Source organism: Bacillus sp. UNCCL81 (assembly GCF_900112535.1).
Lineage (GTDB): Bacteria > Bacillota > Bacilli > Bacillales > Bacillaceae_G > Gottfriedia > Gottfriedia luciferensis_B.
Map to the genome: position 1 here is coordinate 23591 of NZ_FOMF01000022.1, position 6544 is coordinate 30134.

5 protein-coding genes are annotated in these 6544 nt (G+C 34.1%); all 5 read left to right on the forward strand.

Going from position 1 to position 6544, the window contains the following annotated elements; all coding sequences use genetic code 11:
- Positions 1 to 45 precede the first annotated feature (45 nt).
- The 5 genes from BM319_RS23815 to BM319_RS23835 all read left to right on the forward strand — a co-directional run bounded on the left by BM319_RS23815 (position 46) and on the right by BM319_RS23835 (position 6407).
- Complete coding sequence (locus tag BM319_RS23815; RefSeq protein ID WP_069033644.1) at positions 46 to 972, forward strand: YybS family protein; 927 nt, start codon at positions 46 to 48, stop codon at positions 970 to 972.
- A 91-nt stretch (positions 973 to 1063) separates the two neighbouring features.
- A complete protein-coding gene (locus BM319_RS23820; protein WP_025568962.1) occupies positions 1064 to 3040 on the forward strand; it encodes a DHH family phosphoesterase in 1977 nt (658 codons plus the stop codon).
- On the forward strand, positions 3037 to 3480 hold the full coding sequence (rplI, locus tag BM319_RS23825; RefSeq protein ID WP_025568963.1) for a 50S ribosomal protein L9: 444 nt from the start codon (positions 3037 to 3039) through the stop codon (positions 3478 to 3480). The genes BM319_RS23820 and rplI overlap by 4 nt, the downstream gene beginning before the upstream one ends.
- Before the next feature lie 27 nt (positions 3481 to 3507).
- Positions 3508 to 4866 carry a replicative DNA helicase gene (gene dnaB, locus BM319_RS23830; RefSeq protein ID WP_025568964.1) on the forward strand — a complete coding sequence of 453 codons (1359 nt, stop codon included), beginning with the start codon at positions 3508 to 3510 and terminating at the stop codon, positions 4864 to 4866.
- Positions 4867 to 5117: 251 nt separating this feature from the next.
- The gene (locus tag BM319_RS23835; protein WP_069033645.1) at positions 5118 to 6407 is read left to right on the forward strand and encodes an adenylosuccinate synthase; all 1290 of its coding nucleotides are present in this window, start codon (positions 5118 to 5120) and stop codon (positions 6405 to 6407) included.
- The last annotated feature ends 137 nt before the right edge of the window (positions 6408 to 6544 follow it).

Consider the following 6544-nt stretch of genomic DNA (forward strand, 5'->3'; position numbering starts at 1 on the left):
ATGCTTATCGTGAAATAAGTAGGGGTAGTTGAAAGGAGCTTTATTTTGAAATCGACTCGATTTATTACCGAGGGTGCAGTACTATTAGCTATTTACTCAGTACTACTGTTAATATTTAGATTTGTACCGTTTCTCTCAATTTTTATGGCATTCCTTATGCCACTGCCGTTTATTATTCTAAGTATTAAATACTCAATTAAAGAATCACTTTTACTTTGCTGTGTGGCACTAGGATTAACAATTGTGATTACCTCATTTAATTTACTTCCAGTTACTTTAATGTACTCAACAGTTGGTATAGCATTTGGGTATCTATTGAAAAATGAGCGAAGTAAAGGAGAGATATTACTTACTAGTACTTTCTTATATTTAATACATACAGTACTATCGTACATACTATTCAAAGCTGTTTTTCATATTGATTTCGTTAAAGAGAATATAAACTTGGCAACGGAAGCTATCGAAAAAAGTAAGGAACTTAGTGCCAGTCTTGGTACTAACGCCAATGAAAAAGCATTAGATAGTCTTACAAATGCTATTAAATTAATCCCTACATTAATTCCTTCAATACTGTTAATGGTTAGTTTTATACTTGCTTTTTTAACTCAACTTGTAACTTTTCCATTAATAAGAAGATTAGGTTATAAAACTCCGAAATTTAAGCCATTTAGAGAGTTTAGACTCCCAGTAGGATTCATGTGGTTCTTTTTAATTGTAATGATTTTTTCATTCTTCAATTTGAAACAAAGTAGTTTCCTCAGTACAGCAGTGATTAATTTAACATATGTACTTCAAATTTTACTGCTCGTTCAAGGTTACGCTTCAATATTTTATTTTAGTTATTTAAAACATTTTTCTAAAGCGGTACCAATTATTATATTGATCGCAAGTTTTATCATTCAACCATTAATTTATATTGTTTTACTAATTGGAATTGTCTCAATTGGAATATTTAATAGAAGAAAAATTTAAACTTAAAACATATTTGTTACTAATTTGTTGTGAGAAAGTGAATAAACTTTAATATGTAAGTTAGATTTTATTTGGCTTAGGGGTTGAACATATGCAAGATTTTCATAAGAAACAGATGTTTCTTATACCCGTCTATCTTTTAACTGCTCTTTCAGTGTTTCTGATCGGAACTGTAGTCTATATTCAACCTAAAATAGGGATAATTTTTATCGTTATCTTTTTATGCGTTATTTTTCTAGTTGTAAAGTTAGAAATTAAGTACCGCTACGTTTTAGATATGTATATAGAATCAGTTATGTCGAGAGTGAAAAATTTAAGTAACGAAGCAATTACAGAAATGCCAATTGGAGTATTACTTTATGATAGAGAGTACCATATTGAATGGGGCAATCAATATATTTTAAATATTTTAGATGATCGTTCATTAATTGGTAAACACATATATGATCTATCTGAAGGATTAATGGCTTTAATTTCGAAAAAAGAGAAAAAAGAAGATGTATTGAATATAAGTAAAAGAACATATCGGGTAGTTATTAAAAGGGAAGAGCGATATATTTACTTATTTGATGTGACAGAACAAGCACAACTAGAGAAGTTATACGAAGATCAAAGAACAGTAATCGGAATTATTTTACTAGATAATTACGATGAAATGACACAGGGCTTAGATGATCAGGAGCGTTCTAGTGTAAATGGTGCAGTAACAACAATGTTAAATAGTTGGGCTAATAGCAATGGTATGTTCTTGAAACGTGTTTCATCCGATCGATATAGTGTAGTTTTAAACGAAGGTATTCTAGCAGCATTAGAAAATAATAAATTCTCTATATTAGACCAAGTAAGGGAAGAAACGACAAAGCGTAATTTACCTCTTACTCTAAGCGTCGGTGTAGGAGTAGGTAGCTTGAATTTAACCGAACTTGGCCAACTAGCTCAATCTGGTTTAGATTTAGCACTAGGGCGTGGGGGAGATCAAGTAACTGTAAAAAATATTAACGGTAAAGTAAAGTTTTTTGGTGGGAAAACTAACCCTGTAGAAAAGAGAACGAGGGTTAGAGCGAGGGTAATCTCGCATGCATTAAGAGATTTAATGAAGAGTAGCACCAATGTTATGATAATGGGTCATAAGTTACCTGACATGGATGCTCTTGGTTCAGCAGTTGGGATCTTAAAAATGGTAATGCATAATGAAGTGGATGGTTATGTAGTAATTGATAAAGATGAAGTAGATAAAAGTGTTAATCGTTTGATGAGGGAAATGTCTAAAAATGAACAATTTATGTCTTGTTTTATTTCACCCGAAAAAGCAAAAGAACTTATTTCTGAAGATACATTAATAATCGTAGTAGATACTCATAGACCGACAATGGTTGAAGAAGAATCACTTTTAAATGAGACAGATAAAATTGTTGTTATAGACCATCATCGAAGAGGAGAGGACTTCATTAAGGATGCAATTCTAGTTTATATGGAGCCGTACGCTTCCTCTACTGCAGAATTAGTAACTGAGTTGTTGGAGTACCAGCCTAAGAAAATAAAATTAAGCATGCTTGAGGCAACAGCCTTGCTTGCAGGTATTATTGTTGATACAAAGAGTTTTACTTTCCGAACAGGGGCACGAACTTTTGATGCAGCGTCTTACTTACGTTCGAATGGGGCGGATACGATCCTCGTTCAAAATTTACTAAAACAAGATATGAATGAATATATTCGCAAAGCAGAATTGATAGAGGAAGCCTATATGTACAAAGAGGGCTTTGCGATTAGTTTTGGAAAAGACAAAGTAAACTATGATCAAGTATTAATCGCTAAGGCTGCAGATACATTATTAACGATGACTGATGTCATTGCATCTTTTGTTATTGCGAAAAGGTCAGATAATGTTGTTAGCATCAGCAGTCGATCATTAGGGAATATAAATGTTCAATTAATAATGGAAGAGCTTGGCGGTGGCGGTCACTTAACAAATGCTGCTGCACAAATTGAATCTTCTTCAATCAGAGAAGTTGAACAACGTTTATTGAGAATAATCGATGAATATATTGAAGGGAGAACAAACAAATGAAAGTAATTTTCTTAAAAGATGTAAAAGGAAAAGGTAAAAAAGGAGAAACTAAAAATATCGCAGATGGCTATGCAAGCTTCTTAATCAAAAATGGAGATGCTATTGAAGCTACTGCAGGTAATATGAAAACTCTTGAAGCGAAAAAGAATAAAGAATTAAAAGATGCACAAGCCGAATTAGAAAATTGTAAGAAGCTAAAAGAAACAATTGAAACTTTAACAGTAGAACTAAAAGCTAAATCAGGTGAGGGTGGCCGTCTTTTCGGATCAATCACAAGTAAGCAAATTGCAGATGAGCTTAATAAAGTACATGGTATTAAACTAGATAAGCGTAAATTCGAAATGAATGACGCGATTAGAGGACTAGGTGTAACAAATATTAAAGTAAAATTACATCCTGAAGTAAGTGCAACTTTAAAAGTACACGTTAAAGAACAATAAGAAAAACAAGCATCTGGAGGACTAGAAATGAGTGATTTGCTAAATGATCGTACTCCACCACAGAATATAGAAGCTGAACAGGCTGTATTAGGGGCCATACTGTTAGACTCAGAGGCGCTAATATCAACTTCAGAACGGCTTTTACCAGATGACTTTTATCGAGCTGCCCATCAAAAAATATTTGAAGCGATGCTTAAGATTGCTTCAAGGAATGAGCCTCTAGATGTTATCACGCTAACTTCTGAACTAGCTAATCAAGGAGTATTAGAAGAAGTAGGAGGAGTATCATATTTAAATGATTTGCTGGCTTCAGTACCAACGGCATCTAACGTTGAATACTATGCAAAAAGCGTTGAAGAAAAATCTACTTTAAGAAGATTAATAAGAACCGCTACAAATATTGTAACGGAAAGCTATGCGCCAGATATTCCAGTGGATGTTGTACTAAACGAGGCTGAAAAAAGTATTTTAAAAGTAGCTCAGCGCACAAATGTTTCTGGTTTCCAAAGTATCAAAGATGTAGTATTTACTACATTTAGTAAAATTGAGACTTTATTTAATCAACGTGGCGAAATCACCGGTGTACCGACAGGGTTTACTGATTTAGATCGTATGACAGCGGGATTTCAACCGAATGACTTAATTATAGTAGCTGCCCGTCCTTCTGTAGGTAAAACAGCTTTTGCATTGAATATCGCTCAAAACGTAGCGACTAAAACAGATGAAAACGTAGCAATTTTCAGTCTCGAGATGGGAGCGGATCAGCTTGTAATGCGTATGCTTTGTGCGGAAGGGAATATTAATGCACAGGCATTGCGTACAGGTAATCTTGAACAAGAGGACTGGAATAAGCTTACTATGGCTGCTAGTAGCCTAGCTGGTACGGGTATATATATCGATGACACACCTGGTATTAGGGTAAATGACATACGTGCTAAGTGTAGAAGACTGAAGCAAGAGCATGGCTTAGGAATGATCCTAATAGATTATCTTCAGCTTATTCAAGGTAACGGTAAAAGTGGAGAGAATCGTCAGCAAGAGGTATCTGAAATTTCACGATCTCTTAAAGGACTGGCGAGGGAATTAAAAGTACCTCTAATAGCCTTATCTCAGCTATCACGAAGCGTTGAGTCAAGACAGGATAAACGTCCAATGATGTCCGATATCCGTGAATCAGGAAGTATTGAGCAAGATGCGGATATTGTTGCGTTCCTATACCGAGACGATTACTATGATAAAGAATCAGAGAATAAAAATATCATTGAAATCATTATTGCTAAACAAAGGAATGGTCCAGTAGGTACTGTTTCGTTAGCATTCGTAAAAGAATATAACAAGTTCGTAAACTTAGAACGAAGGTTTGATGAGCAAGCACCAGGTGCCTAAAAAATATTGTCATCTATCTGATTTCTACTACTTCGAATCTTATCTAAAAAATAATCACATAGTGAATCTATGTGATTATTTTTTTTTGTTAGGGCAAACTATTTTTATCAAATTCTTTAGTTTGTATTTACGAACAAATAAAACTTAGAACAGAATTATTCAAAGAGATTTATTGACAAATTCCGTAAGTTTGATATACTAGTTTTGGTTTTAGTTCGGAAATAGCGTATTTTAATCGGAGGTGCAGTACATTGTCATCAGTAGTAGTAGTTGGTTCTCAATGGGGAGACGAAGGAAAAGGAAAAATTACTGACTTTTTATCACAACAGGCAGAAGTAGTTGCTAGATATCAAGGTGGTAACAATGCAGGTCATACAATCGTATTTAATGGTGAAAAGTACAAACTTCATTTAATTCCATCAGGTATTTTCTTCTCAGATAAAATTTGTGTTATTGGAAATGGTATGGTTGTAGATCCTAAAGCTTTAGTTCAAGAGCTAGCATACCTACATGATAAAGGTGTTTCAACTGACAACTTACGTATTAGTAACCGTGCTCATGTTATCTTACCTTATCATTTAAAACAAGATGAGTTAGAAGAAGAGCGTAAAGGCGATAATAAAATTGGTACTACTAAAAAAGGTATTGGACCAGCTTATATGGACAAAGCTGCTCGTGTGGGAATCCGTATGGCAGACCTTTTAGATAAAGAAGAGTTTTACGAAAAATTAAAACGTAATCTTGAAGAGAAAAATAATTTATTTGAAAAAATGTATGATTCAAATGCATTAAATATCGATGATATTTTTGAAGAATATTATGAGTTCGGACAACAAATTAAAAAATATGTGTGTGATACTTCTGTTGTATTAAATGATGCAATTGATGGTGGAAAGCGCGTATTATTTGAAGGCGCACAAGGTGTAATGTTAGATATCGACCAAGGTACATACCCATTCGTTACTTCTTCTAACCCAGTTGCAGGTGGAGTAACAATTGGATCTGGCGTTGGTCCGACAAAAATTAATCACGTTGTTGGTGTTTGTAAAGCTTACACTACTCGTGTTGGTGAAGGTGCATTCCCAACTGAACTATTTGACGAAATTGGAAATACAATTCGTGAAGTAGGTCGTGAGTACGGTACAACTACTGGAAGACCAAGACGTGTAGGTTGGTTTGATAGTGTAGTAGTTCGCCACGCTCGTCGCGTTAGTGGTATTACTGATTTATCACTTAACTCAATTGACGTATTAACAGGTCTAGAGACTGTAAAAATTTGCGTTGCTTATAAATTCCGTGGAGAAACAATTACTGAGTTCCCTGCTAGCTTAAAACAACTTGCAGAGTGTGAGCCGGTTTATGAAGAACTTCCAGGTTGGACAGAAGATATTACTGGAGTAAAAACTCTTAATGAATTACCAGTTAATGCAAGACATTATGTAGAACGTGTGTCTCAATTAGTAGGTATTCCATTATCTGTATTCTCAGTTGGTCCTGACCGTAACCAAACAAATATCGTACGTAACGTTTACGGAGCTTAATATAATACAAAGCCCTTAAATAAAAATTTAGGGGCTTTTATTATTTTTTTAAAAAAACTATTGCAAATTTATTAGAAAGTATGATAAGATAAATCTTGTCGTCATAACTAGTACTTAGTTTATGAAGTTAAAGTAAT